Annotated in this window: 27 protein-coding genes and 1 pseudogene; 9 read left to right on the top strand and 19 right to left on the bottom strand. The window is 69.7% G+C overall.

The window, feature by feature from the left end:
* Positions 1-20: 20 nt before the first annotated feature.
* The 4 genes from H4W30_RS44425 to H4W30_RS41490 all read right to left on the bottom strand — a co-directional run bounded on the left by H4W30_RS44425 (position 21) and on the right by H4W30_RS41490 (position 4738).
* Positions 21-1598: a hypothetical protein gene (locus H4W30_RS44425; RefSeq protein ID WP_192747701.1), complete on the bottom strand. Its 1578-nt coding sequence runs from the start codon at positions 1596-1598 to the stop codon at positions 21-23.
* Between the two features lie 105 nt (positions 1599-1703).
* Positions 1704-2693, bottom strand: coding sequence for a Ppx/GppA phosphatase family protein (locus tag H4W30_RS41500; RefSeq protein ID WP_126733210.1), 990 nt, complete (start codon positions 2691-2693; stop codon positions 1704-1706).
* 126 nt (positions 2694-2819) lie between these two features.
* Positions 2820-3509, bottom strand: a complete 690-nt coding sequence (locus tag H4W30_RS41495) for a response regulator transcription factor (RefSeq protein ID WP_034310560.1) — start codon at positions 3507-3509, stop codon at positions 2820-2822.
* Positions 3506-4738 (bottom strand): sensor histidine kinase, encoded by a 1233-nt coding sequence (locus tag H4W30_RS41490; protein WP_185927116.1) that lies wholly within the window; start codon positions 4736-4738, stop codon positions 3506-3508. The genes H4W30_RS41495 and H4W30_RS41490 overlap by 4 nt, the downstream gene beginning before the upstream one ends.
* Before the next feature lie 271 nt (positions 4739-5009).
* On the opposite strand from H4W30_RS41490, the gene H4W30_RS41485 reads away from it, so the two are divergent.
* Both H4W30_RS41485 and H4W30_RS41480 read left to right on the top strand, forming a co-directional pair.
* Complete coding sequence (locus H4W30_RS41485) at positions 5010-5657, top strand: hypothetical protein (RefSeq protein WP_034310555.1); 648 nt, start codon at positions 5010-5012, stop codon at positions 5655-5657.
* A complete protein-coding gene (locus H4W30_RS41480; RefSeq protein WP_192747700.1) occupies positions 5654-6571 on the top strand; it encodes a hypothetical protein in 918 nt (305 codons plus the stop codon). The genes H4W30_RS41485 and H4W30_RS41480 overlap by 4 nt, the downstream gene beginning before the upstream one ends.
* A gap of 70 nt (positions 6572-6641) precedes the next feature.
* On the opposite strand, the gene H4W30_RS41475 is transcribed toward H4W30_RS41480, so the two are convergent.
* From H4W30_RS41475 to H4W30_RS41445, 7 genes are all read right to left on the bottom strand, one after another.
* Entirely contained in the window at positions 6642-7391 is a 750-nt protein-coding gene (locus H4W30_RS41475; protein WP_125678918.1) for a phosphoglyceromutase, read from the bottom strand.
* Between the two features lie 586 nt (positions 7392-7977).
* Complete coding sequence (locus H4W30_RS41470) at positions 7978-8898, bottom strand: DUF4349 domain-containing protein (protein ID WP_192747699.1); 921 nt, start codon at positions 8896-8898, stop codon at positions 7978-7980.
* Positions 8899-8966: 68 nt separating this feature from the next.
* The gene (locus tag H4W30_RS41465) at positions 8967-9482 is read right to left on the bottom strand and encodes a type III secretion system chaperone family protein (protein ID WP_192747698.1); all 516 of its coding nucleotides are present in this window, start codon (positions 9480-9482) and stop codon (positions 8967-8969) included.
* Positions 9479-10783, bottom strand: coding sequence for a D-inositol-3-phosphate glycosyltransferase (gene mshA / locus H4W30_RS41460; protein ID WP_192747697.1), 1305 nt, complete (start codon positions 10781-10783; stop codon positions 9479-9481). The genes H4W30_RS41465 and mshA overlap by 4 nt, the downstream gene beginning before the upstream one ends.
* A 21-nt stretch (positions 10784-10804) precedes the next feature.
* Positions 10805-11617, bottom strand: a complete 813-nt coding sequence (locus tag H4W30_RS41455) for an alpha/beta fold hydrolase (RefSeq protein ID WP_192747696.1) — start codon at positions 11615-11617, stop codon at positions 10805-10807.
* Between the two features lie 90 nt (positions 11618-11707).
* Complete coding sequence (locus tag H4W30_RS41450; protein WP_192747695.1) at positions 11708-12880, bottom strand: L,D-transpeptidase; 1173 nt, start codon at positions 12878-12880, stop codon at positions 11708-11710.
* Between the two features lie 178 nt (positions 12881-13058).
* Entirely contained in the window at positions 13059-14111 is a 1053-nt protein-coding gene (locus H4W30_RS41445; RefSeq protein WP_192747694.1) for a UDP-N-acetylmuramate dehydrogenase, read from the bottom strand.
* Between the two features lie 26 nt (positions 14112-14137).
* Here H4W30_RS41445 and H4W30_RS41440 point away from each other — a divergent pair, with 26 nt between their 5' ends.
* The 5 genes from H4W30_RS41440 to H4W30_RS41420 all read left to right on the top strand — a co-directional run bounded on the left by H4W30_RS41440 (position 14138) and on the right by H4W30_RS41420 (position 17807).
* Entirely contained in the window at positions 14138-14635 is a 498-nt protein-coding gene (locus H4W30_RS41440; protein WP_192747693.1) for a DUF2505 domain-containing protein, read from the top strand.
* Positions 14617-15414, top strand: a complete 798-nt coding sequence (locus H4W30_RS41435; RefSeq protein ID WP_126733201.1) for a class I SAM-dependent methyltransferase — start codon at positions 14617-14619, stop codon at positions 15412-15414. The genes H4W30_RS41440 and H4W30_RS41435 overlap by 19 nt, the downstream gene beginning before the upstream one ends.
* A 63-nt stretch (positions 15415-15477) precedes the next feature.
* Positions 15478-16137, top strand: coding sequence for a DedA family protein (locus H4W30_RS41430; RefSeq protein ID WP_192747692.1), 660 nt, complete (start codon positions 15478-15480; stop codon positions 16135-16137).
* Entirely contained in the window at positions 16115-16999 is an 885-nt protein-coding gene (gene purU / locus H4W30_RS41425) for a formyltetrahydrofolate deformylase (protein ID WP_192747691.1), read from the top strand. The genes H4W30_RS41430 and purU overlap by 23 nt, the downstream gene beginning before the upstream one ends.
* A 178-nt stretch (positions 17000-17177) precedes the next feature.
* Positions 17178-17807 (top strand): pyridoxamine 5'-phosphate oxidase family protein, encoded by a 630-nt coding sequence (locus H4W30_RS41420; protein ID WP_192747690.1) that lies wholly within the window; start codon positions 17178-17180, stop codon positions 17805-17807.
* Positions 17808-17862: 55 nt separating this feature from the next.
* Here the strand turns inward: H4W30_RS41420 and H4W30_RS41415 are convergent, their stop codons facing one another.
* From H4W30_RS41415 to H4W30_RS41405, 3 genes are all read right to left on the bottom strand, one after another.
* Positions 17863-18861, bottom strand: a complete 999-nt coding sequence (locus tag H4W30_RS41415) for an NADP-dependent oxidoreductase (RefSeq protein WP_192747689.1) — start codon at positions 18859-18861, stop codon at positions 17863-17865.
* A 99-nt stretch (positions 18862-18960) separates the two neighbouring features.
* Entirely contained in the window at positions 18961-19395 is a 435-nt protein-coding gene (locus tag H4W30_RS41410) for an SRPBCC family protein (RefSeq protein WP_192747688.1), read from the bottom strand.
* A 146-nt stretch (positions 19396-19541) separates the two neighbouring features.
* Positions 19542-20438 carry an ABC transporter substrate-binding protein gene (locus H4W30_RS41405; protein ID WP_192747687.1) on the bottom strand — a complete coding sequence of 299 codons (897 nt, stop codon included), beginning with the start codon at positions 20436-20438 and terminating at the stop codon, positions 19542-19544.
* 226 nt (positions 20439-20664) lie between these two features.
* Between H4W30_RS41405 and H4W30_RS41400 the strand changes: the two genes are divergently transcribed.
* Both H4W30_RS41400 and H4W30_RS41395 read left to right on the top strand, forming a co-directional pair.
* Positions 20665-21300: an ABC transporter permease gene (locus H4W30_RS41400; protein WP_378234589.1), complete on the top strand. Its 636-nt coding sequence runs from the start codon at positions 20665-20667 to the stop codon at positions 21298-21300.
* On the top strand, positions 21297-22013 hold the full coding sequence (locus H4W30_RS41395; protein ID WP_126733193.1) for an ABC transporter permease: 717 nt from the start codon (positions 21297-21299) through the stop codon (positions 22011-22013). Before H4W30_RS41400 ends, H4W30_RS41395 begins: the two co-directional genes overlap by 4 nt.
* A gap of 2 nt (positions 22014-22015) precedes the next feature.
* Here H4W30_RS41395 and H4W30_RS41390 read toward each other — a convergent pair.
* From H4W30_RS41390 to H4W30_RS41370, 5 genes and pseudogenes are all read right to left on the bottom strand, one after another.
* Positions 22016-23443: pseudogene (locus tag H4W30_RS41390) on the bottom strand (aromatic amino acid lyase); the annotation flags it as partial.
* On the bottom strand, positions 23440-23994 hold the full coding sequence (locus H4W30_RS41385; RefSeq protein WP_126733191.1) for a YbaK/EbsC family protein: 555 nt from the start codon (positions 23992-23994) through the stop codon (positions 23440-23442). The gene H4W30_RS41385 and the pseudogene H4W30_RS41390, both read right to left, overlap by 4 nt.
* A 13-nt stretch (positions 23995-24007) precedes the next feature.
* Positions 24008-24301, bottom strand: a complete 294-nt coding sequence (locus H4W30_RS41380; RefSeq protein WP_034310520.1) for a DUF2516 family protein — start codon at positions 24299-24301, stop codon at positions 24008-24010.
* Between the two features lie 85 nt (positions 24302-24386).
* On the bottom strand, positions 24387-25061 hold the full coding sequence (locus H4W30_RS41375) for a hypothetical protein (RefSeq protein ID WP_126733190.1): 675 nt from the start codon (positions 25059-25061) through the stop codon (positions 24387-24389).
* Positions 25058-25465 (bottom strand): helix-turn-helix domain-containing protein, encoded by a 408-nt coding sequence (locus H4W30_RS41370; protein WP_192748013.1) that lies wholly within the window; start codon positions 25463-25465, stop codon positions 25058-25060. The genes H4W30_RS41375 and H4W30_RS41370 overlap by 4 nt, the downstream gene beginning before the upstream one ends.
* Between the last annotated feature and the right edge of the window lie 11 nt (positions 25466-25476).

The following is a 25476-nucleotide window of genomic DNA, read 5'->3' as shown; positions in this document are numbered from 1 at the left end:
CGGCATCCTTCCCGAGGCCGCTAACGCGCGACCAGCAGGAGTGCGGCCGGTGAGACCGTCACCACCAGTCCGACCAGTACCGCGAGCACCAGGGTCTGGAGATCCTCCGCCTTGCGGATCTTCCGGACGATCCACACCAGCGCGACGATCACCAGCAACGCGGCGACCAGCGCGGCGGCGGGGATGTTCACCCACAGCCAGTTGAAGCCCAGCCAGACCCCGGCGCCGCCGACGACGCCGAGGGCGAGCTGACCGGCCAGCGCCAGCCACTGCTTGCCCGGCGAGACCTTCTCGGCGGGCGCCGCGGGCTCGTCCTCGACGACATCGTCGACGCTGTCGTCGTAGTCGTCCTCGTAGTCGTCGGCGCGGTAGCCGTAGTCGTCGCGGCCGAAGTCCGGGCCGCCGTCCGGGTACGCCGGGTCGGCGAACTCGCGCTCGTACTCGTCGAGGTTGTCCTGCCGGTCGCGGTCGTCGAGCGAGTGCGGCGGCACGAAGGGCATCGGCGCGGGATGCCCCATGGTCGGGGGGCCCGCGTCGAACGGGTCCGGCTCGGGATCGGCGTCTGGCTCGACGGGCGCGACCGGGGGCGGCACCGGCGGGATCCCGCCGACCTCGGTGTCCTCGGACTGCACCTTCTGCCTGCGCTTACGCCATCCGGCGAGGCCGGCGGGCGGTGCCGGCGGTTCCACCGGCGCGGGTGCCTCGGGTTCGGCCGGCGCCTCGTCGCCGACCGCGGCGAACTGTTCGGTGTTCGGCTCGGCCTTCGGCTGAGGGGGGCGCGCCGCGGGACGGCGGCGCCGCGCCGGCTGGGCGGGCGGCGTCGCGAACGCGCCGCTGGCCATCGGACCCGGCTGGTCCTGCACGTCTTCGGCCGGGGTGTCGAGACCACCGTCGAGCCTCGCCGACAACCCGGACGACGGGGGTCCGGCGGGCGGCTCGGGGCGACGGCGGACCGGCGGCACCGCGCCGCGGGTCTCCTCCGGGCGGGGACGGCCACGCGGCGGCAGCCCCTCGGAGTCCGGCGGACGCTGCTGATAGCCGGACTGTTCCTGCGGCGGTGTCGGCCGCGCGAACTGGCCGGATTGTTGCGGCGGCTGCGGCGGACGCTGCTGGTAACCGCTCTGCTCCTGCGGCGGTGTCGGCCGCGCGAACTGACCCGACTGCTGAGGCGGCTGCGGCGGACGCTGCTGATAGCCGCTCTGCTCCTGCGGCGGGCGCACCGGCGGCGTCTGCCGGGTCGGGGTGGACGCGACGTCCGGCGGCACCGGCAGCGGCGCGGAGTCCTGCTGCGGAAGCGGACGCGGACCGGAGTCCTGCTGCGGCTGCGGAAGCGGACGCGCTCCGGAGTCCTGCGGGCGCGAGCGGCGCGGCGGACGGTTGAGCGGCGGCGGGGTGTCGCCGGACACCCTGTCGATGATCGCCTGCGGCGCCGTGTCGCTCGGGGACGGCGCGCGCCGCCCGCGAGCGGGCTCGGGAGCCTCGTCGTCGTCGGCCGCGCGGCGTCGCCTGCGGCGCCCGCCCTCGGGCTGGGCTCCGTGCTGCGCGAGCAGCTCCGCCACGGTCTTCTGTGGCTGGCCGCCCTCTGTCTCGTCCGTCATACCGTGCAGTCCAATGCGCGCTCCAGCCGTTGCGAACCGGCACGCGACGGGGCATGGGCGGCGTCGCGCGCGCTATCCACCGTCATCCGCATCTCCGTCACCTCTTCACCGTGCCCGTTCTCCGTCGACTAAGTCCAGTCGGGCGCTGCCGCCCACAGTCTCGTCCGCACCGTTCGAATGGTCCAGCCGTCGAAGGATGACACCTTCTCGCAGCGCCCACGGACAGATCTCCAGTTCTTCCAGGGAAAGCGCCCGCATGGTGGCTTGTGCGACGAGCGCGCCCGCCACCAGCTGATGCGCCCTGCTCGCGCTGACCCCCTCGAGTTGTGCCAGGTCATGGGCGGTCATCCGGGAGATGAACGCGATGAGCTGGCGCAACGCGGTGTCGGTCAGGGTACGGCGCACATGCGGCCCGCTGGCCGACGGCGCCGCTCCGGTCAGCCGGGCGAGCGACCGGAACGTCTTCGACGTCGCCACGACACGATCGGGTTCACCCAATTTGGCGACCTTCTTCGCGAGCGGGGCGAGTTGTTCTTCGAGCCACGCCGAAGTCGCGATCAGCTCCGACCGGGTGGGCGGATCGTGCTGGAACCGCGTCCGGGTGGTCCGGCCGGCGCCCAAGGGCAGCGATTCGGCCAGATCCGGCTCCTCGTCACGGCCCATCGCGACCTCCAGGGAGCCGCCGCCGATGTCGAGGACCAGCAGTTTCCCGGCCGACCAGCCGAACCAGCGGCGGACGGCGAGGAAGGTGAGCCGGGATTCGTCGATCCCGGAAAGCACCCGGAGCTCGACGCCGGTCTGTTCCTGGACCTTCGCCAGCACCTTCGGGGCGTTCTTGGCTTCGCGGACCGCGGAGGTGGCGAACGCCATGACCTCTTCGCAGCCGAGCCGGGCCGCGGCCGCCTTCGCCGATTCGACCGCGCGCACGAGGCTGTCCGCGCCCGCCCGGCTCAGGTCGCCGTTGCGGGTGATCTGCTCGGCGAGGCGGAGGACGGCCTTTTCGGAATGCATCGGGGTCGGGTGGGCGCCACGGTGGGCGTCGACCACGAGCAGGTGGACGGTGTTGGAACCGACGTCGAGTACCCCTAGGCGCACGAGCGTCTACGGTACCCGCCCCCACGTCAGGTCACGAAACCGTAACCGTGATCTGTATCGCACGGCTCCGCGTGAAGGCCCCCTTCCCTCGGCTGAGCCGAGGGAAGGGGGCCTTCACGCGCTATCTCACGTCTCGAACTTGTAGCCAAGGCCACGCACCGTGACCAGGTGCCGGGGCGAGCCCGGGTCCGGTTCGATCTTCGACCGCAGGCGCTTCACGTGGACGTCGAGGGTCTTGGTGTCGCCGACGTAGTCCGCGCCCCACACCCGGTCGATCAGCTGCCCGCGGGTGAGCACGCGGCCCACGTTGCGCAGCAGGTACTCGAGCAGGTCGAACTCCTTGAGCGGCAAGGAGACCTCCTGGCCGTCGACGGTCACCACGTGCCGCTCGACGTCCATCCGCACCGGCCCGGCGGCCAGCACCAGCGGCGCCAGATCGCCTTCGGAGCCCGGCTCACCACCGCGGCGCAGCACCGCCCGCACCCGCGCGATGAGCTCGCGGGCCGAGTACGGCTTGGTGACGTAGTCGTCGGCGCCGAGTTCCAGGCCGACGACCTTGTCGATCTCGCTGTCGCGCGCGGTCACCATGATCACCGGTACCGCGGAACGCTGCCGGAGCTGCTTGCAGACGTCGGTGCCGCTCATCCCGGGGAGCATGAGATCGAGCAGGACGATGTCGGCGCCGTTGCGGTCGAACTCCTCGAGTGCCTGCTGCCCCGTCACGGCGACGGCGGCGGTGAAGCCCTCTTTGCGGAGCAAGAACGCGAGCGGGTCGGCGAACGACTCTTCGTCCTCGACGATGAGAACCCTCGTCACAGGTTTCCTCCATGGTCGGGGCTTTCTTGCCCTGTTGCCACGAGACGGGGTGTCCGCTCGGGGGTCTTCTCCGGCCGGGACGCCGGCGGAGCCTGTTTCGCGGGCGCGGCCGGTTCGGCGGGGATGTGCGCGGGGATCCGCAGGGTGAAGGTCGACCCGGTGCCGGGGCGGCTCCACAGGCCGACCGAACCGCCGTGGTTGGCGGCCACGTGCTTGACGATCGCCAGCCCCAGCCCGGTACCGCCGGTTGCCCGCGACCGTGCCTTGTCCGCGCGGTAGAACCGCTCGAAGACACGCTGCTGCTCGTCCTCGGCGATACCGATCCCGCGGTCGGTCACCGCGATCTCGACCTTCCCGTCGACCAGCCGCCTGCTGATCGACACCGGGCTGCCCGGCTGCGAGTACGCGACGGCGTTCTCCAGCAGGTTCGACAGCGCGGTGACCATCAGCGTCCGGTCGCCCTCGATGAGGAGCCCGCTGGCCGCGTCGGTGGTGATGGTGATCTCGGCGGATTCCGCCGAAAGCGTCGTCCTGCCGAGCGCCTCGCGGACGACGGCGTCGACCTCGACGACGTTCAGGTCGGGCAGCCGCTCGGCGCCCTGGAGCCGCGACAGCGCGATCAGTTCGGTGACGAGCTGGCCGAGCCGCGTCGATTCGCGGAGGATCTTGCCGCCGAAGCGGCGGACCTCCTCGGTGTCCTCCGCGGCGTCGAGGACGGCCTCGGTGAGCAGCGCGATCGCGCCCACCGGCGTCTTCAGTTCGTGGCTGACGTTCGCGACGAAGTCCCGCCGGACGGCTTCGAGCCGGATCGCCTCGGAGTGGTCGACGGCCTCGACCACGGTGAACCCGTCGCCGAGCGGGCGGACCTCGCCGAGGACGGCCTCGGGCTGGCGTCCCCTCGCCTCCAGCGGGGAAAGGTCGATCTCCATCGGTTCGTCGGTCTCGACCACCTGCTCGGCGGCCTTGCGGGCCCGCGGATCGGCCTGGTTGACCTTCACCAGCCCGAGTTCGTAGGCACGCGGGTTGTGCAGGACCATGTCGCCGAACTTGTTGAGGACGACGACGCCGTTGTTGCTGGACCGCACGAGGCGTTCGAGCAGTTCGGCCACGGTGGGACCGGTCGGCCGCCGCTCCTCGCGGCGGGTGCGGCCCCTCGCGATCAGGAAGCCGAAAACCACACCGACGATCAGTCCGCCGACGGCCAGGGCGAGTGCAACAGGCGTGGTCACAGGGGAATCGTAAGCGTGCGGGTAGCCTTTTGGCCTAGTCCCGGCCGCGTACTCGTGATGCCTATGACACCTGGGGACACCCTGTTCGCCTGCAGGTCAGGCCTCGTTCACGTGGCCGAGACCTCCTGGGTGAGGCGGGTCACCCGAAACGGGGACATCGGTACCGTCCCGTGCCCGGATCCCGACTTTCGTCGTGACCTTTCGAACCCGCTCCTCGGTGAATAGCGACGTTCCCGTCACGGGTGCCGGGGAATGTTGGAAGACTGTCGCCGTGGAACTCGTCAGTGACATCTCCCTGATTCGCGGAGAAGAAGAGCTGTTCGACCGGACGGCTCATCTGTTCGTCGCGGCGACCGACATCGCGTGCGCGGCCGACGACCTCTACACCTGGGCGCTTTCCCGGCCGTCGCTCACGCGACAGGGCGAACGGCTGGTCCGCGACAAGCGGATCCGCAAGCTGTACCGCCCCGGCGTCCTGCTGAACGAGCAGACCGCGGAGCATCTGCACCACCTGTCCGGCCTCGGCGCGCAGATCCGCATCGGCACCGAGGAGATCAACGAGACGATCCTGCTCGACGAGCGGGTCGCGATCATGGCGGGCGACGAGGGCAAGGCGGTGCGCTCGTACAGCGTCATCTCGCGCCCCGAGCTGGTGCAGGGAATCCTTTCGCTGTTCGAAACCGCCTGGCTGGCGTCCACCACCCTGGAGACGTTCGACGCGCGGTTCGCCGACATCCGGATGGAGGCACCGCAGATCCTCGAGTTCCTGACCACCGGCTGCAAGGACGAGAAGGCCGCGAAGAGCCTCGGGATGGGCGTTCGCACTTATCAACGCCGCGTCTCGGAACTGCTGGTCGCGCTCGGCGTGACGTCGCGGCTCCAGGTCGACGCGCGGGCGCGGGAACTCGGGCTGCTGTGAAACGCTGGACAGGACTCGTCGTGCTGCTCGCGCTCGCGGGCTGCACCACCGCGGTCTCCGGCACCGCCCGGCCCGAACCGGAAACCCCGCCCGCGAACCTCGCGCTCGTCGATCCGGCGAAGACGGCATCCGTGCTCACGGCGGTGAAGACGGCCAGCGAAGCGGTGTTCTCCTACGACAGCGCCGCCGTGCCCGCGTACGAGAAGGCCCTCGCCGACAACCTGACGCCGAGCGCGCGCGACGAGCTGGCGAAGCTGTTCGCCGAGGTCCGGAAGTCGGCCGAGCCGATCAAGCTCGTGACCAAGGTGATCGTCTCGGCGGCGGTCGAGGAGACGCCGGACAAGGCGCGGGTGCTGACGGTGCTCGACCAGAGCAGCTCCAGGGCGGGCGCCACGAACAAGGGCATCGCGTCGGTGCTGCTCGCGGCCACGCGCGAAGGCGACCGCTGGCGGATCGGCAAGGTCGAGGTGAACCCGTCCGTACCGCCGCCCGCGGCGGAGAAACCGGGCGCCGGCGACCGGGTGTTCGCGAGGACGCGGGATTCCGCCCGCGACGGCGCCCTCCGCGCCGCGGAGGCCCTGCTGAACGTGGACTCGGCCGACCCCGAAGGCACGTACGCCCGCTACGAGTCCGTGTCGACCGGGCAGCTGTTGACCCAGTTCCAGCAGGACAAGGCGGCGCGGCTGAACCAGATCCGGTCCAGCGGCACGAAGACGTCGCTGGCGCCGAACCCGGCGACCGCGGTCATGGAGGTCGTGGACGACAAGGCGAGCGTGCTGCTCTTCGCGACGACGGACGTCAAGGACGCGGCCGGGCAGACGACGAAGAGGTACCTGCCGATCGTCCTGCGTCTCCAGCGGCTGCCCGAGGGCTGGAAGGCCGCGGGGGTCGAATCGGTCCAGGCCCTCCCCTGAACGCAATTCGTCCTCTGAACGCGGTGGTTCGAGAGCGAACTACCGCGTCCAGAGGACGAAATGCGTGGGTTTAGCGGCCCTGGTTCGCGACGGCGGCCGCGGCTTCCTTGGCGGCCTCCGGGTCCAGGTAGGTCCCGCCGGCGGTGACCGGCTTGAGGTCCTCGGTGAGGTCGTAGCGCAGCGGGATGCCGGTCGGGATGTTGAGCCCGGCGATCGCGTCGTCGGAGATGCCGTCGAGGTGCTTCACCAGCGCCCGCAGCGAGTTGCCGTGCGCGGCGACCAGCACGGTCTTGCCCGCGCGCAGATCCGGCACGATCTCGGACTCCCAGTACGGCAGCAGCCGCGCGACGACGTCCTTGAGGCATTCGGTCAGCGGGGCGGCGTCACCGAGGTCGGCGTAGCGCGCGTCGCCGACCTGGCTGAACTCGTCGGCCGGGTCGATCGGGGGCGGCGGGGTGTCGTAGGAGCGGCGCCAGAGCATGAACTGCTCCTCGCCGAACTCGTCGAGGGTCTGCTTCTTGTTCTTGCCCTGCAGCGCGCCGTAGTGCCGCTCGTTGAGGCGCCAGTCGCGCTTCACCGGGATCCAGTGCCGGTCGGCGGCGTCGAGCGCCAGGTTGGCGGTCGAGATCGCCCGGCGCATCAGCGACGTGTGGACGACGTCCGGCAGCAGACCGGACTCCGCGAGGAGCTGCCCGCCCTTGCGGGCCTCCTGCTCGCCCTGCTCGGACAGCGGCACGTCCACCCAGCCGGTGAACAGGTTTTCGGCGTTCCACGTGCTCTGCCCGTGACGCAGCAGCACCAGAGTCCCAAGCTCAGCCATGGGGTTCAGCCTGCCAGAGCGAGCGGAAGCGCCGGTCAGAGGGCGGCGCTTCGCCTTGTTTCTACGGAGAGTGCGTTACCCACGAGTAACACCTTCACCCGTCCAGAAGACGGGCTGCCAACAAGTCCAGTTCCCCGGAAATCAGGCTGCACTCCGTTATCCCCGTTTTCCAAGTTCACTCGAACGGAGTAACCGGTAGTCTTGTGATTACAGGTGGAGATCTGACAGGTTGACTACGTCCCGCGCGGCCGGATTCCACGCACTCCCCGGTTCGACGCGGGTGACGACCGCGACTCGTCTCCCCCCTGCCGAGTCGCGGCGCCCGCCGGCCCCGTTGGCATCCCCCTCGTCACCGGGTCCACCTTGGCGGGAACTTCAGCGGGGCGGCTCGAGATCGCGACTCCCCCCTCCCTCGAGCCGTCCCGCCTGTTCATCTTCGGGGGCCCCTACCGGCTTCCGGCTCCAGTCCGCGCCTGGGATCTCCGAGGCGTGTCGCGAAAGCCACTTTCGGGACGTCTGATGTCCCGAAAGTGGCTTTCGCGACATGATCGCCAGGGTGATTCCGGGGCCGGCGCCTTGGTGCCCCTCAGTCCAGTGGGGGCGCGGACGGCAGATCCGAAGCGGTCGCCATCGCGGGCTCCGCCGGACGGCGCCGCTTGCGCAGCCACCACACCAGCGCGGCCGCGGGGACACCGAAGACCAGCAGGAACGGCACCATCGCGCCGAGCACGGTCAGCAGGCCGCCGCCGAAGGTCAGGAACGCGTCCCAGCCGTCGCCCAGCCCGCCGAGGAACCCGCCGCGGGATTCCTCCGCCGCCGCGACGGTCTCCGCCTTCACCTGCAGGGAGATGGTCGACATGGCGACACTTCCGGCCAGGCTTTCGCGCCGCTTCTGCAGCGACTCGAGCTCGGCCTCCCGGCTCGTCAGCTCACTCTCGACCGAGGCGATCTCCGAGACCGACGTCGCCCTCGCGAGCAGCGCGCGGATACGCTCGACGCTCGCCCGCTGGGTGGCCAGCCGCGAATCGACGTCGACCATCTGCTCGGTCACGTCCGTCGCGGTGACCTCGCGTTTGATCTGCTTCCCGAGCTTCCCCAGCTGGTCCAGCACGCCGTCGAGACGCTCGGCGGGCACGATGACGTTGACCGACGCCCGCTTCTCCTGGGTGCTCTCCTGCCCCGTGTAGCCCGCGGCGCCCTGGGTGATGACGCGCACCTGCGAGATCACGTCGGCGACGTTCGGCGCGGTGAGCTCCAGGCTCGCCGTGCGCACCAGCTTGCGGTCGGCGATGCCCGGCTGTCCCGCCGGCGCCGGGGCCTTGCCCGAACCCGCCTTGCTGTCGGTGCCCTCCTTGTTCGCCGGCCCTTGGTTCGGCGCGGCCTGCTTGGTGTCGGCCGACATCGGCATCCCGGCGGATTCACTGCTGCCGCCGGAATCGTTCGCCGAACAGCCCGCCAGTGCCAGCACGATGCCGGCGGCGGCGACCCATCTCATTCGCTTGCGCATCAAGACCGTCTCCCTCCAGTGTCGCGGAAAGAGACGGAGCCGGGCTCAGGCCCGTTGCACCGTTCGGGTCACGAGTCGGTCAAGGCTCCGGGTTCGTGCCCGTTCGAAGGCTCGACGAGATGTTTGAACGCCTGAAGGTTCGCGAGCGACTCGCCACGGGAAACGCGCCAATCCCATTCGCGTTTGATCGATTCCGCGAAACCGAGCTCCAGCAACGTGTTGAAATCGCCGTCGGCGGCTTCCAGCACCTGCCCGAGGATCTTGTCCAGCTCGGACTCGGTGACGGTGTCCAGGCCGAACCGGCCGACCAGGTAGATGTCGCCCATCGCGTCCACGGTGTAGTGCACGCCGTACAGCTTCGCGTTGCGGCGCAACAGGAACCGGTAAACGTCCTCATGGGACTCATCGGGACGGCGGCAGACGAAGGCCTCGACGGCGAAGGCGTGATCCCCGGCGACCAGCCAGCAATTGGTCTGCAGCTTCTTCGTACCGGGCAAAGTGACGAAGTACTTTCCTTCGCCACGCCTGTCGTATTTCAGGCCCGCATTGTCCAAAGAGGACCGCAAGGTCTCGTCGAGCGTCAAACCGCCACCTCCGCGCGCTGTTCGAGGGCACGCCGGAACGCGCCGGTCGCCTGAGCGTACGTGTCCAGCAGCCGGTCCGTCGTACGGCGCCAGGAGAAGCGCCGCGCGTGGACGACGGCGTTGGCCGAAAGCTCGGCACGCCAGCCTGGCCGCAGCGCGACGTTCGCGAGCGCGCCGGCCCAGTCCTTCGGGTCGTGCGACGGCACGAGCAGCCCGGAAACCCCGTGCGGCACCGCGACCGGCAGCCCGCCCACCTCGGCCGCGATCACCGGCGTCCCGCAGGCCTGCGCTTCGAGCGCGACCAGCCCGAACGACTCGTTGTAGCTCGGCACGGCGACGATGTCGGCCGCCCGGTAGACGTCGACCAGCGACTGGCCGGGCTGCGGCGGCATGAACCGGGTCTGCGCCCCGATCCCGAGGGAGACGGCCAGCTCGCGCAGGGCCTGCGGCTGCTCCAGCCCGGTCCCGGACGGGCCGCCGACGATCAGCACCACCAGCCGCGACGCCAGCTCCGGCCGCTCGCGCAGCATTTCGGCCGCGGCGAGCAGGAGGACGTCCGGCGCCTTCAGCGGCTGGATGCGGCCCGCGAAGGCCAGCACGATCGCGTCCGGCGGCAGGCCGAGCGCCCGGCGCGCGGCGGGCCGGGATCCGGGGGTGAACCGGTCGAGGTCGACGCCGGGCGGGATGGCGTGCACGGAATGCGGGTCGGCGTCGTACAGCTCGATCAGCTCGCGGGCCTCGACGCGGGTGTTCGCGACCAGGCAGTCCGCCTCCTCGACGACCTGTTCCTCGCCGATCACGCGGGTGCGCGGCTCCGGGGTGTCGCCGTCGGCGAGCGCGGCGTTCTTGACCTTGGCCAGGGTGTGCGCGGTGTGCACCAGCGGCACGCCCCAGCGGTCGCGGGCGAGCCAGCCCGCCTGGCCGGAAAGCCAGTAGTGCGAATGGATGAGGTCGTAGTAGCCCGGCTCGTGGAACGCCTCGGCCCGCAGCATCCCGGCGGTGAACGCGCACAGCTGCGCGGGCAGCTCGTCGCGTCCCAGCGGCTCGAACGGCCCGGCCGGGATGTGCCGGACCAGCACGCCGGGCGCCAGTTCGGCGATCGGAGGCTGATCCGAGGACGTCGCCCGCGTGAACACCTCGACCTCGACGCCCCGGCGGGCCATCTCGGTGGCCGTCTGGCTCACGTAGACGTTCATGCCGCCGGCGTCGCCGGTGCCCGGCTGCTCCAGCGGAGAGGTGTGCAACGACAGCACCGCGACGCGCCTGGGCGCGGCGTCGAACCCGTGCAGAGGGATCGTCACCTGGTCAACACTCCCGAAGTCCTACTGATCGGCGAACCGGCGCAGTAGATCACCGAACTCGTCCGCCGCTTCGGCGAACGGCAGATGCCCCACCTCAGGTAGCCAACGCACGACAGCCCCCCGAATCTTCCCCGCCGCGTATTCCGCCGACGTCGGATCGATCACAGCGTCCGCGAGACCATGGATGATAAGTGCCGGTTTGTCCAGATCGCGAAGTACGTCCTCGCTCCCGATGTCGCGCCGGAACAGCGCGGAGCGCACCGCGGGCGGGGTCGAGAGGCAGGCGCCGAGCAACGATTGGGCGAGCGTGCCGGACACCGGGGCGGCCGTCATCCGCTCGCTGAACTGCACCAACGCCGGAATCGCGACCGCCGGATCGTCCGAAAGCACCGCCGGGATGGCCTCGCGCATGGCGGGCCCCACCTTGCCACCGGGCCGATTCTTGCCGATTTCTGTGATGGCGCCCACAAAAACGACGCCACCGAGCCTCGACGAGCCGTGCACGCGGAGGTAGTCGGTGATCACCAGACCGCCGTAGGACCAGCCGACGACGATCGCGTCCTCACCGGCGAAGTCGAGGACCGACGCGAGGTCTTCGGCCCAGACGCGCGGATCGTCGTAACCGGCGGAGGGCACCTCGGAGTCGCCGTGACCGCGCAGATCCATCGCCACCAGGCGGAATCGCTCGCTGAGCGCGGGGTCCGCCAGCTGCGGCGCCCAGGCCCTGGCGGACTGGGCCCAGCCGTGCACGAACACGATCGGACGGGTGTTCTCGGCGCCCTCGACCCACAAGCCGATGCGGGTCCCGCCGTAGCCGACTACCTCGGTCTTCATGGCCGCCAGCCTATGAGGTTCCGATATGCATGGGCCTCGTGAGTGGCTAGGACGGTTCTAACCGTCCTAGCCACTCACGAGGCCGACCGGCTACTTGATCGCGGACAGGGCCTTCCAGGACTTCCAGTCGTAGAACCAGTCCTTGACGTCCGATTTGGTCGGGCTGCCCAGTTTCGAACCGGTGATCTCGACCGGGTCGCCGATCATGGCCGAGTCGAAGTACTTCTTCGCGTCCGAGTCGAGCAGGTTCACGCAGCCGTGCGAGGTGTTGGCCTTGCCGATGTTCGCCGCGTTGTCCTGGTTCTCGTGGATGTACTCGCCGTTGTTCGAGATCCGGCAGGCCCACTTCTTGTTGACGTTGGTGTAGCCGTAGCGCGCGTTGTCGAACCGCGCCGTCGGCTCCTTCGTCATCACGATGAACGTGCCGTTCGGGGTGTTGCGCTGGACGTCGGAGTCGAGGCCGTTCGAGCACGGGTAACTCGCCGATTCCGCGCCGCCCCGGTAGACCTTCATCACGTGGTCCGGGGTGTTGATCTTGACCACCTGGTTGCGGCCGATCTTGAACTCGGTGGTCACGTCGGCCTTGCCGTACGCGCCGCCGCCGAGCGCGACGCCGTAGAGCTTCGCCTCGACGTTGACCTTGATGTTCGCGGGCCAGTACTCCTTGGGCCGCCAGTCGACCTGCGTGTCCGACAGCCAGCCCCAGGAACCCTCGACGTCCTTGTCGGTCTTCACCGTGAGCGCCTTTTCGGCGGCCGCCTTGTCCTTGACCGGGGACGCGAACTTCACGCTGATCGGCATCGCGACGCCGACCTCGGCGTCGTCGGTCGGGTTCAGCGTGGCGCGAACCTCCTTGGCGGGTTTGACCGTGCTGAACGAGCCCTTGAACTCGGCTGGCTTGTTGTCGCTGCCGGTGGCCTTCGCGGCGTACGTGTACGTCTTGCCGTAGCCGAGGACCTCGGTGCTGGTCCAGGTGAGCCCGTCGGGGGAAAGCTCGCCCTTGACGTCCTTGCCGCCCTCCCCGGTGACCTTGACCTCGGTGAGCTTGCCGTCGGCGACCTTCACCACGACCGGCGTCACCACGGAGGCGTCCTTGGCGTCGGCGGCGGGTTCGGCGGTGATCTTGGCGACCGGGGCGGCGTTCTGTTCCCCGCCGCTGCCTTCCGGCTTGGCGTTACCGCCTTCTCCGCTGGAGCAGGCAGCGGCCAGCGCGGCCGCCCCCGCGGCGAGCGCGGCCTTGAACACCGTGCGCCGTTCGATCACGTGTACCTCCCATGAAGATCCCCGTCTCCCCGCGAGCCCCTACCCGCTCAGCGCTGGGAACCTCTCCGACGTTACCCGCGGCGACGGAAGTCACCCGCGCCCCTCACGGGGATAGACGCACGGGGAGGGCGTGGGGTTGTTCACCTCCCGCATTTCGTCCTCTGAACGCGGGCGGAGGCTAGAGGGCGCAGTTGATCAAAAGGGGTTCAGGGTGCAGCGAAACGCCGAAGCGAGCTTCGACGCCGTCGCGCACTTCGCGTGCCAAAGCGAGAAGGTCCTCCGTCGAGGCTTTACCCCGGTTCGTGAGCGCGAGCGTGTGCTTCGTCGACAGCGAGACCCTGCCCCCGGGCCCTTCGTGACCCTTGGCGAACCCGGCCCGCTCGATCAGCCACGCGGCGGACAGCTTCGTGCCGCCGGGCGCCGGGTACTGCGGCACGCGCACGTCCTCGCCGACGACCTCAACGATCCCCGCCAGCACCTTCGCCAGCCGCGCTTCGCCGATGATCGGGTTGGTGAAGAACGAGCCCGCGCTCCACGTGTCGTGGTCGTCGGCGTCAAGGACCATGCCCTTGCCGCGACGCAGCCCGAGGACGGCTCCGCGTGCTTCGGCCGCCGGGACCCGGTCACCGATCTCGACACCTAGCGTGCGGGCGAGTTCGGCGTAGCGGATCGGGGCGGAGAGGCCGTCTTCGGTGACCTTGAAACGCACGGTGAGCACGACGCCCGCGTCGGTCCCCTTCAGGATCGACGTGCGGTAGCCGAAGCCGAGCTCTTCGGCGCTCAGCGTGCGGATCTCGCGGGTGGCGCGGTCGTAGAGGTCGACCGAGACCAGGGACTCGGCCACCTCGCAGCCGTACGCGCCGACGTTCTGGATCGGTGTCGCACCGACCGAACCGGGGATCCCGGACAGGCATTCGAGCCCGCCGAGGCCTTTCGCGACCAGATCCTCGACGAAACCGTCCCAGTTCTCCCCCGCCGCGACCTCGACGAGATCCCCGTCACGTGTCCAGCCGGTCGTGCCGACCTTCAGCACCGTGCCCGCGAAACCGTCGTCGGAGACGACGAGGTTCGAGCCGCCGCCGAGCAGCAGGATCGGCTCACCGGCGTCGTCGGCCTCGCGGACCGCGTCGACCAGGGCCTCCACGGTCTTCGCCTCGGCATAACGCCGTGCCGGACCGCCGAGGCGCAACGTGGTGTGGTCGGCGAGGGTGGGAGTTTCGGCAGTGCTCACGCCCGTGAACGGTACTGTCTGGCGCCATGGCCTCCCGTATCGAGCACCGATCGACGTTCTCCGCAGACCTCGCGACCACGTTCGACGCGGTCGCCGGCGAGGCGGCGCTGCGGGCGAGGCTGGAGCAGATCGGCGGCGACGACGCGGAGCTGCTGGAGTACGCACCGGCCGGGGACGGCGTGCGCTACAAGCTGCGCCAGGGCATCAGCTCGGACAAGCTCCCGTCGGCCGTGCGGACACTGCACCGGGGCGATCTGATCGTCGAGCGGGAGCAGACCTGGAAGGCCGCCGGATCCGGCTACACCGGCACCGCGACGGCGTCGGTCTCGGGCGTGCCGGGCGAGATCACCGCCAAGACGTCGCTGACCGGCGAAGGCGAGCGGACGACGCTGGTCAACAGCGGCGAGGTCAAGGTGCGGATCCCGTTCGTCGGCGGGAAGCTGGAAGGCGTGATCGCCGAACAGGTCACCAAGCTGCTGGAACGCGAGGCCGAATTCGTCGCGAAGTGGCTGGCCGAGCGCTGAAACCGGTCGGGGCACCGACACGGGGCACGACCAACCCCAACCGGCTCCGCCGCGTCGACCGCTGGCTGGCGAGCGACCCCGGCGTGACCGGGCTGCTGCATCGCGCGGACGAACCGCTCGTGGTGGACCTCGGCTACGGCGCCTCACCCGTGACCACCGTCGAGATGGCGCGCCGGCTGCGCACCGTCCGGCGCGACGTCCGGGTCCTTGGCCTGGAGCTGGACGCCGAACGGGTCGCCGTGGCGCAAACCGCCGTCGACCGGCCGTGGCTGGACTTCCGGCGCGGCGGCTTCGAACTCGCCGGGACGCGGCCGGTGCTGGTGCGCGCGTTCAACGTGCTGCGCCAGTACGACGAGGCCGAGGTCCCGGGCGCCTGGTCGCTGATGCTGGACGCGATGGCGCCGGGCGGACTGCTCGTCGAAGGCACCTGCGACGAGATCGGGCGGCTCAGCACGTGGGTCGCGGTCGGCTCCGGCGGGCCACGCAGCCTGACCCTGTCCGTCCATCTTGCCAGCCTGGAACGTCCGTCCACAGTGGCCGAACGACTGCCCAAGATCCTCATTCACCGCAACGTTCCCGGCGAACGGGTCCACGAACTACTGTCCATTTTGGACACCTGCTGGGCGACGGCGGCACCGCACCAGAACTTCGGCGTCCGCGCCCGCTGGGCGCACGCCGTCCATCTGCTCACCGCCCGGGGCTGGCCGGTGCTGAACCGCCCGTCGCGGTGGCGGCTGGGTGAACTCACCGTGCCGTGGTCGTCGGTGGCCCCGGACTAGGAATTCACCGGTCGAACCCCGCTCCGTCACCCCAAAGCGACCTGCGGTGATCACCATGGAACCGTGGAACTGCTGGAGTACGTCACCGGGCTGCTCGAGGGCACGCTCGGATCGCCCTGGCTGTGGGTGATCGTGTTCCTCGTGTCCGGGTTGGACGCGCTCCTGCCGTTCATGCCGAGCGAGACCACCGTCATCACCGTCGCCGTCCTGATCGGCACGGACTTCCCCCAGCTGGCGCTGCTCGCCCTGATCGCCGCGCTCGGGGCCTGGCTGGGCGACTGCCTGAGCTACACCGTCGGCGCGGCCGCGGGCCCGCGTGCGCTCGCCCGCCTGCAGCGCGGCCCGGACGGGGTCCGGCGCTACGAATGGGCGAAGATCCAGGTGCGGCGCAACGCCGTCCTGCTGATCCTCGCCGCCCGCTACCTGCCCGGCGGCCGGGTCGCGAGCGGGCTCGCCAACGGCAGCCTCGGCTACCCGCCACGCAAGTTCGTCCCGCTCGACGCCCTCGGCGCGAGCATCTGGGCGGTGTACAGCGTCCTCATCGGCCTCGTCGGCGGAGCGGCCTTCGCGGACGAGCCGGAGAAGGGCCTTCTGCTGTCCTTCGCGCTCGGCCTGCTGCTGGTCGCGGCGATCGAGGTCGGGCGGCGGGTCCGCGTCCGGATACTGACCCGGCGCCGCGCGGCGGCCGAGACCAGCGACAATGGGGTCCGTGTCGAACCCTGAACGTCGCTATGTGATCTCCTTCGGCTGCCCTGACCGCACCGGCATCATCGCCCGTATCTCGGGTTTCCTCGCCGAACACGGCGGTTGGATCGTCGAAGCGGCGTACCATACGGACCCCGACACCGGCTGGTTCTTCACGCGCCAGGTCGTGCGCGCCGACTCGCTCCCGTTCGACGCCGCCGAACTGCGCACCCGCTTCGCCGACGTCGCGAAGTCGCTTTCGGCCGAGTCCAGCTGGCAGGTCAGCGACACCGGTGAGCGGCGTCGCGCCGTGATCCTCGTCTCCAAGGCCGGGCACTGCCTCTACGACCTCCTCGGCCGCGTCGCCTCCGGGGAACTGGACGTCGACGTCGCCGCCGTCATCGGCAACCACGCCTCGCTGGGCGACATCACCCGCGCCCACGGCATCCCGTTCCATCACGTCCCGTTCCCCGCCGGTGACGCCGCGGCCAAGGCGTCCGCCTTCGCCGAAGTGCGGAAACTCGTCGACGAGCACGACCCGCACGCCGTCGTCCTCGCCCGGTTCATGCAGGTCCTGCCGCCGGAACTGTGCGAAGCCTGGGCCGGGCGGGCGCTCAACATCCACCACAGCTTCCTGCCGTCGTTCGTCGGCGCACGGCCGTACCACCAGGCCCACGCGCGCGGGGTGAAGCTCATCGGCGCGACCTGCCACTACGTCACCGCGGACCTCGACGCGGGCCCGATCGTCGACCAGGACGTCATCCGGGTCGACCACGGCGATTCCGTCGAGGACATGGTCCGCAAGGGGCGCGACATCGAGAAGGTGACGCTCGCGCGCGGGTTGCGGTGGCACCTCGAAGGCCGCGTGCTGGTGCACGGGAACCGGACTGTCGTGTTCTAGGCGCTGTCCTGTGGGTCTGTTCGATGGGCTTCGTGATCCAGGTGGTTCCTGACGGTGCGGGCGGGTCGGCCTCGTACCGGGTCGTACTCGGCCGAGCCCGCCCGTGCCGTCAGGGAGCACCTGGGCGCGAAGACCGCGGACAGACCCACAGGGCAGCGCCTAGTGGTTCACTGTCGCTATGGGGACCTCAGAGATCAAGGTGATCGAGACGCGCGAAGCGCTGCGTGAGCACCTCGGCCACCCGGCCGAGCGCACCAAGGGGAAGATCATCCCCTTCCTCGATCCGCACGCGCGCACGCTGATCGAACACTCGCCGTTCTACCTCCTGGCGACGGCGTCGTCCGACGGGACCTGTGACGTCTCCCCGCGGGGCGACCCGGCCGGTTCGGTGAAGGTGCTCGACGACCGGACGCTGGTGCTGGCGGACCGGCCGGGCAACAAGCTGCTCGACAGCCAGACCAACATCCTCGAGAACCCGCACGCCGGGCTGCTGTTCGTGATCCCGGGGATGAACGAGACGCTGCGGATCAACGGCCGCGCGAAACTGGTCGCGGACGCGCCGTTCTTCGACGACCTCGTGGTCAAGGGGAAGCGCCCCGCGCTGGCGATCATGGTCGAGGTCGAAGAGCTGTACATGCACTGCGCCAAGGCTTTCCTGCGGTCGTCGCTGTGGAAGCCGGAAACCTGGCCGGAGCGCTCCAGCCTGCCGACCGCCGGCCAGATCTTCCGCGACCAGATGAAGCTGGACATGTCGGCGGAGGCGCTGGACGCCGCGCTGACGGAAGGCGCGCTCACGACGCAGTACTGACCCGAAGGACGCCTTCCTCGCATGAGCTGCGGGGAAAGCGTCCTTCGCTTCAGGGTCAGACGCGGACCAGCATCTTGCCGGTGTTCGCCCCGCCCAGCAGGTCCAGGAAGGCCTGCGGCGCGTTGCGGATACCGGCCACAATGGTCTCCGAGTACTTGAGCTCACCGGAGGCGACCAGCGGCGCGACCTCCTTGACGAACTGTGGCTGGAGCGCGAAATGGTCGCCGACCAGCATGCCGCGCATGGTGAACCGCTTCGCGATGATCGACGCGAGGTTGCGCGGCGCCGCGGCCGGTTCGGTGTTGTTGTAGACCGAGATCATCCCGCAGATCGCCATCCGGCCGTGCAGGTTGATCGAGTCGATCGCGGCTTCGAGGTGCTCACCGCCGACGTTGTCGAAGTACACGTCGATACCCTCGGGCGCCGCCGCGCGCAGCTGCTCGACGACCGGGGCGTCCTTGTAGTTGAACGCCGCGTCGAAGCCCAGTTCGTCGGTCAGCCACTTGACCTTTTCGTCGGTCCCCGCGCTGCCGATGACCCGCTTCGCGCCCTTCAGCTTCGCGAGCTGGCCGACGACGGACCCGACGGCGCCCGCCGCGCCGGACACGAAGACGGTGTCGCCCTCCTTGAACTCCGCGACGTCGAGCAGCCCGGCGTACGCGGTGAGCCCGGTCATGCCGAGGACACCGAGGTACGCGGTGACCGGCGCGGCTTCGGGGTCGACCTTCACCGCGTGCTTCGCGGCGACGACGGCGTGCGAGCGCCAGCCGAGGCCGTGCAACACGATGTCGCCGGGCTTGAAATCGTCCACGGTGGACTCGATCACTTCACCGACGGCACCGCCGTGCATGACCTTGCCGACCTCGTACGGTTCGGCGTAGGACTTCGCGCTGCTCATCCGGCCGCGCATGTACGGGTCCACGCTCAGCACCTGGTTGCGGACCAGGATCTGCCCCTCTCCCGGCACCGGGATCTCGACGTCGGCGATCTCGAAGTTCTCGAGCGTGGGGACGCCGTGCGGACGGGAGGCGAGCCGGATCTCGGTTGCGTTCACGAGGTAACTCCAAGTCTGTCGCTCAAGCGGGGCGGTCGCCCCGTATTCACGCCGGGTACAACGAGCGAACCGGGGCGGCCATTCCGGTTGTGGTGAGGACTACACGACCTCGGCGAGTTTGCCGAGCACTCCCTCGTAGATCCGCTTGAGCCCGCCGGGCGCGAAGGTCTTCTCGAAGAAGCCGCCGATGCCGCCCGCGCCGTCCCAGGTCGTCTCGATGCGGACGAGGCTGCCCTCCGGCACCTCGCGGACGGTCCAGGTGGTGACCATGCTGGAGTTCGCGTCGGTCTCGACGATGGTGCCTTCGGAAGGCTCGGTCACCGTCGCCGCGACGTCACGCACGCGCTTCGACGTGGCCTGCAGCTTCCAGCGCGCCTTCGTGCCCGCGCCGACCCCGCCTTCGGTGACCTCGTAGTCGCGGTAGTGCTCGGTGAGCAGCTTCGGCCGGGTTTCGGCGTAGTCCGCGACGAGCGCCCTGACCTTGTCCGCCGGCGCCTCGATGGTGCGCTCCGCGATGGCCGTGACCTTTCCCATCCCACTCCCTTTCACCCGTGTTGCAACGACAGCGCCCACGATTCCACCGGTGCTCGCAGGGGGAACGGGCGGCCCCTCGCGCGAGTACGTGAAGGCCCCCTTCACTGCGTCTAGCGCAATGAAGGGGGCCTTCACGTACTTCAGCCCTAGATGAGGGACTTCTCCTTCAGCCAGTCCTTCGCGACGTCGGCCGGCTTCTCACCGTCCGAGTCGACGCGCTTGTTCAGCTCACGCAGCTGCACGGTGTCGAGGGCCTTGCTCACGGCGTTGACCGCGGCCACGAAGTCGGCGCCGCGCTCGTCGAGGACCTTCTTGTTCACCGCGGGCACGACGTTCTCGGTCGGCACGATGCCGAGGTCGTCCTCCAGCGCCACGAACTGCGGGTCGCCGACGAGCGGGCTCACCGAGTCGACCGGGATGACGGTGACCTTGCCGGACCGCAGCTGCTCGACGCGCGGGCCCGCCTCCTGCACGGTCTGGAACGTGGCCTTCAGCTTGTAGACGTCCGTGAAGCCCTTGAAGCAGGGAAGCCGCTCCGCGCACTCCGGCCCTCCTGCGACGATGACGTTGTCGACCTTGGACAGGTCGCTGATCTTCGTGAGGCCCTTCTCCTTGGCTAGGTCGGCCTTCACGATGTAGGTGTTCTTGTTCTCCGCCGGCGACTGCTCCAGCAAGGTGATGCCGTCGGGCTCGAACAACTTCTTGAGCTGCTCGTGCTCGCCCGCCGCGTCCTTCGCGGCTTCCTTTCCGTATCCGGTGGTGATGGCGGCGCCCTGGTATTCCGGGATGAACTGGAGTTCGCCGGATTTCAGCGCCGGGTAGATCAGCTCACGCGTGGCGAGGTTCAGCTTGCGGGTGATCGGGAAACCCTCGGCCTCCAACGCGTTCGCGTACAGCTCGGCGAGGATCACGCTGTCGGTGAAGTTGAAGGACGCCACCACGATCGGCGCCCCGCCCTTGCTCGGCGCGGCCGGGGCCGCCGCGTCGTCTCCGCCCCCACAGGCGGTCATACCGAGGATCGCGGCGGCGAGCACCGCGCCCACTCGAACATTCCGTGTCCAGCGCACGTGCACACACTCCTATGACTCGTCAGAGGAAAGAACCGTATCCCCGGGCCCCGACAAGAATCCACATTTTGAGAGTTGCACCCCGTCCGCTCCCAGAGAACGGAATCCGGCCGCCCGATCGGGGTAAGGTCGGCCGGTGCGAGCATCCTCCGCTTTCCCCGTTCCCGCCCAGGGCGGACGGCCGCTCTTCGAGTGGCGGTGGGTGGACCGCAACCTCGACGAGATCTTCGAACGGCTCGGCGAGCACATCACGCTGACCGCGGCGGCCCTCGCCATCGGGCTGGTGGTGTCGATCGGTGTTTCCGTGGTTTCGCTGCGTCGCAGGTGGTTCTACGTCATCGCGCTGGGCACGGCGGGTTCGTTGTACGTCATCCCGAGCCTCGGCGCCTTCGCCGTGTTGGTGCCCTTCACCGGGCTGACGTCGTTCACCACCGCGGTGATCCCCTTGGCCACGTACACGTTGCTGATCCTCATCCGCAACATCGTCACGGGTGTCGAACAAGTGCCCAAGGAAGTCCGCGAAGCCGCGATAGGCATGGGTTTCACGCGTGCGCGGCTGCTGTGGCAGGTCGAACTCCCGCTCGCGCTGCCGGTGGTGATCGCGGGACTGCGGGTCGCGGCGGTGACCACGATCGGGCTCGTGACGGTGACTTCCATGCTCGGCAAGGGCGGCCTGGGGTATTTCATCCGCAACGGCATCCAGACCGCGACACCGAATCCGACGTCGATCATCGTCGGCGTCGGGCTTTCCGTGGCGCTGGCCGTGGTGGTCGATCTGCTGCTGTGGCTCGGTGGGCGCGCACTGGCGCCGTGGTCGCGGAAGGCGGCGTCGCGATGAGCATCATCGACCAGACCATCGAGTGGTTCGGCGAACCGAACCGCTGGAGCTGGACCGATCCGGCGGGCGTGCCGTACCGGACGGTCGAGCATCTGCAATTCTCCTTGCTGGCGCTGGCGATCTCGGCCGTGCTGACGATCCCGCCCGCGTTGTGGCTGGCGCACTACCGCCGCGCGCAGTTCCTCGCCACGAGCGCGGTGAACATCGGCCGCGCGATCCCCAGCTTCGGGCTGGTGATCCTGTTCTGGTTCCTGGCCGCCCGGCTCGAAGCGGATACGAGCTTCTGGCCGTTGATGCTCGCGCTGGTGGCCTTGGCGCTGCCGCCGTTGTTCACGAACACCTACGCGGGCGTCATCCAGCTGGAGCAGGAAACCGTCGACGCCGCGCGCGGAACCGGTCACCGCGAGTGGCAGATCATGCTGCGCCTGGAGTTGCCGCTCGCGTCCCCGGTCATTCTCGCGGGTGCCCGCGTCGCGTTCCTGCAACTGGTGGCGACGGTCGCGATCGGCGCGATCGTCAACGACGGCGGCGGGCTCGGACGGTACATTGTGGACGGTTTCGCCCTCGGCGAACCCGGCCACGGCGAGATCCTGGCGGGTGGCATCGCGGTCGTCGTGCTGGCTTTGGTGTGCGAAGGCGTTTTCGCGCTCGTCACGCGTTGGGTGACTCCTCGCGGGCTGGCGATCCAGTCCCGCGCGGATGCCCGAACCTAGTCCAATGTCGTCAGGTCGTCGAAGTAGGAATCCCGCAGCACGGCGATCAACGCGGTCACCTCGGGTCCCAGCGGGCGATCCTCGGTGACCGGTGGAACCAGTCCGCTCAGCCACTCGTAAGCGGCACGAAGCCGGGGCGAGCCGTCACCGGCCGCCAGCCACCGCGCCTGCGAACCCGTGATCAGTTCGCAGGCGGTGATGGCGAACATCCGCGCACAAGCGTCACGGAGCTGATTCCCCGCCGCCCAGGCGAACGCCTGCACGTCCTCCTGTCCGCCGGAAGTGTCGACGGAGCCCAGGGTCGCGGGCGTGGCCAGCCGCCGCAGCGCATGCAGTTCCCCCACCGCGCGTTTGTGCAACGGCACCAGCCCCGCCCGCGGCCCCGGCTCCACCGCGAGCTGCGCGGGCAGGCCGCTGAACCGCTCGTCGAGCAACCGGTGCGTCCGCTGCACGCTCACCTCGCCGAGATGCACCAGCGCCGCCGTCACCGCGTCCATCCGCAGCCCGAGTTCGACGGCGTGGAATCCCGTCGTGGACACGAATTCGCCGTCGAGGAAGGCGGGCGAGTCCGTCGGCGCCGAACGCCGCAGGACCTCGCCCAGCTCACCGTTCACCCGCGTCAGATGGGCGATCGCCCGCGGCGCGACCCGCACGGACACCGGCGCCTGGACGACTCCCGGGCGCTCCGTGGCACCGTCGAGCAGGCCACCGATCTCGTACAGCACCGACTCCAGCACCTGATCGTCTCCCGCCGACGCGGGGCGATAGACCGCTTGCGGCGCACCGAGAACGTCGATCGCGATCGCGGCGGCCAGCGTCTGGAGGTCCACCACCTGCTGGACCTCGGTCCGCGCGAACGCGGCGAGCGTCTCCGCCAGCGGCGAGCCCTGGATGAGGGTCGTGGCCTCCTTGAGCCCCGGCTCGTACGGCTCCGCCAGGACCTCCGCCGCGGGCGTCTCGACGCCGTCCACCAGCACGGTCCCGACGCCGAGGAAAGTCTGGAAGGCGTGCGCCAACGGGATGATCTCGCCGGCGCTGCCCAGCCCGGTCCGCGGTACGGCGGGGGTGAATCCCTCGTTCAGCCGGTCGACGAGGAAGGTCACCAGCTCAGGGCTCGCGCCCGCCTCCGGCGCGAGCAGATCCCGCAGGCGCACCAGCAGCAGCCACCGCACTTCGCCGGCCGAGAGCCACGGCGGACCGCCGACGGCCCGGCCGAGCAGCAGGTTCCGCTGGTAGGCGCTCGACGCGGGCGCGGCGATCCCCGCGAGCCGCCCCATCCCGGTGTTCACGCCGTAGACGGGGCGGTCGGTCAGCGCGGCGAGGACACGGGCGCGGTTCTCGCCGAGCCCCGCCAGCAACGCGGGATCGATCTCCAGTGACCCGGCCTCGAAGGCCGAGGCCAGCGAGAAGTCCTTTGTGGACAGCCTCACTCGACGGGGCGCGCGAGCCCGTCGATCACCTCGGCCCCCGGCAGGGACGCGAGGACCGGGCCGGGGATCAGCAGCTTGCCGCCGCGGATACCGCTGCCGATGACCAGTTCGGGTTCGTCGGCGACGCGCTGGTCGATCAGGATCGGCCATTCCGCGGGCAGCCCGACCGGCGTGATGCCGCCGTACTCCATTCCGGTGAGCGAGACGGCCTCGTCCATCGGGGCGAAGGACGCCTTGCGCACGTCGAGACGGCGTTTGATCACGCCGTTCACGTCGGCGCGGGTGGTGGCGAGGATCATCGCGGCGGCGAAGCGGACCTCACCGGCACGTTTGCCGGCGACGACGACACAGTTCGCGGACGCGGAAAGCGGGGAGCCGTACGCCTCGCAGAAGGCGGCGGTGTCGGCGAGCTCGGCGTCGATCTCGACGACGCCGACGGCGTCCGGATCGGGCAGGGCGGCGAGTGCCTTGGCGACGGGTTCGGCGAGCAGGTCCGTACGGGAGAGGGCGGGGACGACGGTGAGGCTTCCGGCGATGGTCCAGGTAGTCACAGGCCCACCCTAATCACCAGTTACGGCCGCCACGTTGCACCTCGATGAGCTTGGGCCGGACGTCCACGAGGTAGACCAGGACCGCGACCAGCGCGGGCAGCCACAGGATCATGCCGCCGCCGTAGAACTGGAAGAACGTCAGCACCACGGTGGACCCACCGGTGATGAGCATCCAGATGGGCTTGGTCTTCCGATCGGCGGCCGAATACGCGTCCGCGCGCTGCAACAGCGCATGCACGAAAGCGAACAGCCCCGTCAGCGCGCCGCCCCAATGGATGGCGATGAGGATCCAGGTGGCAACGAACACGAACTCAGCTTACGTCAAACCGGGCGAATGACCCGGGCCCCCGGCACCGAAGGCGGTGCCGGGGGCCCCGGAGTTCACGCGGACCTTACTTCTCGGTGGTCTTCGGCGCGGTGGCCGGCTTCTTGGCGGCCGGGCTGGTGGTGGTGCGGCGCGCGGGGGCCGTGGTCTTCGGCGCGGTCTTGTTGGCGACCTTGCGCGAAGCCGAGCGGGTCTCGTGCGCGAGGTCGTCGCCGATCTCCTCGACCTCGTCGGCGATCTCGCCGGCGACCTCGGTCACCTTGCGGGCGGTCTTCTCGCCGACGGAGCGGGTGCCCTTGGTGACCTTGCCGAGCACCGTGTCGATGCGCTCGCGGGCGTCGGTGGTCGCACCCTCGACGCGGTCCTGCGCGGTGCTGATCGCGTCCTCGAGCTGCTCGATGGCCTTCTTGACCTGCGGCTGCGCGGCGATCTTGTCCCACGCCTGCTCGCCGGACTCGGCCAGCTTGTTGTACAGCTTCAGCGCGGCTTCGGTGTACTCGTCGATGACCTTGCGCAGCTCGGCCGGGTCCAGCTTCTCGCGGAGACCCTCGACGTCGTGCGGGAGCTCCTCGATGTTCTTGCGGGCGCTCTCGCTGCCCTCGACGACCTTCTCCTTGGCCTTGGCCACGGCGTCGACGACGGCCTGGCCGGCCAGGTTGCCGGCACCCAGCGCCGCCAGCAGCGGCGTGCGGACCTGGTCGAGGGCGGTGTGCTTGCGGTCGTTCTTCGTGGCGGTGGTCATGCTGACTCCTTGGATTCGGCGGCTTGTTCTGTGGTCGACGCCACCGGCTCTGGCTTCGCGGCGGCGTTCTCTCGGCGGAACGATTCGTAGACGTCGAGCAGGACCTGCTTCTGCCGTTCGGTCAGCTCGGTGTCGGCACGGATCGCGTCGCCGACCGGGCCGCCCATGGGCAGATCGAGGATTCCCGCTTGCACGTAGAGCGCCTCGGCCGAGATGCGCAGGCCCTTGGCGATCTGCTGCAGGATCTCCGCGCTGGGCTTGCGGACCCCGCGCTCGATCTGGCTCAGGTACGGATTGGACACGCCGGCGAGTTTCGACAGCTGCCGCAAGGAGATCTTCGCGTTGCTGCGCTGCTGGCGGATGTACTCGCCGATGTCGGAAGCGATGTCCGCGACCTTCTCCATCGGCCCACCCG

This window comes from Amycolatopsis roodepoortensis (assembly GCF_014873915.1).
Lineage (GTDB): Bacteria > Actinomycetota > Actinomycetes > Mycobacteriales > Pseudonocardiaceae > Amycolatopsis > Amycolatopsis roodepoortensis.
This window is presented reverse-complemented; position numbering and strand designations above follow the sequence as displayed.

Coding starts and splice junctions, on each gene's coding strand:
- H4W30_RS44425 (WP_192747701.1), bottom strand. CDS start 1,598: ATGACGGACGAGACAGAGGGCGGCCAGCCACAGAAGACCGTGGCGGAG.
- H4W30_RS41475 (WP_125678918.1), bottom strand. CDS start 7,391: ATGGCTGAGCTTGGGACTCTGGTGCTGCTGCGTCACGGGCAGAGCACG.
- H4W30_RS41470 (WP_192747699.1), bottom strand. CDS start 8,898: ATGCGCAAGCGAATGAGATGGGTCGCCGCCGCCGGCATCGTGCTGGCA.
- H4W30_RS41455 (WP_192747696.1), bottom strand. CDS start 11,617: ATGAAGACCGAGGTAGTCGGCTACGGCGGGACCCGCATCGGCTTGTGG.
- H4W30_RS41440 (WP_192747693.1), top strand. CDS start 14,138: ATGGCCTCCCGTATCGAGCACCGATCGACGTTCTCCGCAGACCTCGCG.
- purU (WP_192747691.1), top strand. CDS start 16,115: ATGGGGTCCGTGTCGAACCCTGAACGTCGCTATGTGATCTCCTTCGGC.
- H4W30_RS41420 (WP_192747690.1), top strand. CDS start 17,178: ATGGGGACCTCAGAGATCAAGGTGATCGAGACGCGCGAAGCGCTGCGT.
- H4W30_RS41410 (WP_192747688.1), bottom strand. CDS start 19,395: ATGGGAAAGGTCACGGCCATCGCGGAGCGCACCATCGAGGCGCCGGCG.
- H4W30_RS41395 (WP_126733193.1), top strand. CDS start 21,297: ATGAGCATCATCGACCAGACCATCGAGTGGTTCGGCGAACCGAACCGC.
- H4W30_RS41375 (WP_126733190.1), bottom strand. CDS start 25,061: ATGACCACCGCCACGAAGAACGACCGCAAGCACACCGCCCTCGACCAG.
- H4W30_RS41370 (WP_192748013.1), bottom strand. CDS start 25,465: ATGGAGAAGGTCGCGGACATCGCTTCCGACATCGGCGAGTACATCCGC.